This window comes from Ochrobactrum sp. SFR4 (genome assembly GCF_019730395.1).
Classification (GTDB): Bacteria; Pseudomonadota; Alphaproteobacteria; order Rhizobiales; family Rhizobiaceae; genus Pseudochrobactrum.
The window spans coordinates 1-487 of the sequence record NZ_JAAPBB010000168.1 but is presented as its reverse complement, the minus strand read 5'-3'; the positions used below and the strand labels follow the sequence as shown (position 1 = coordinate 487).

Here is a 487-nt window from a genome sequence, read left to right as displayed (position 1 = left end):
GAAGAGCGCGTTCGCGCAGCCGAAGCGCTCAAATTGCCGGGTGCAGTCTGCATGTTATTGCACAGTCAGCAAAAAAGTGAGGAAAACTGATGAGCCAGAAAACCATTCGTGTTGCAACTGATGTTGGCGGTACTTTCACCGATCTTGTTTGCTTTGAAACCGATCACGCTACAGGTGAATCCCATATTACTACGGCTAAATCAGACACAACCCCGCCAAATTTTGAGCAAGGGGTTTTAAATGTCTTGGATAAAGCTGGTATTGATCCGAAAACAATCGATTTTCTTGCTCATGGTACGACCGTTGTCATCAATGCTTTGACTGAGCGCAAAGGCGTAAAAGTTGGATTGATCACAACTGAAGGCTTTCGGGATTCATTAGAGATTGCACGCGTTAACCGCCCCGATTTTTTCAATCTGCATTATAAAAAACCTGAAGCCTTTGTTCCACGTTATTTGCGTCGCGAACTTCCTGGCCGCTTTGATTA

Annotated in this window: 1 protein-coding gene; it reads left to right on the top strand. The window is 45.2% G+C overall.

Features of this window, described 5'->3' with window-relative positions; all coding sequences use genetic code 11:
- Positions 1 to 89: 89 nt before the first annotated feature.
- A partial coding sequence (locus HBA93_RS18400; RefSeq protein ID WP_286202045.1) for a hydantoinase/oxoprolinase N-terminal domain-containing protein occupies positions 90 to 487 on the top strand: 398 nt, incomplete at its 3' end.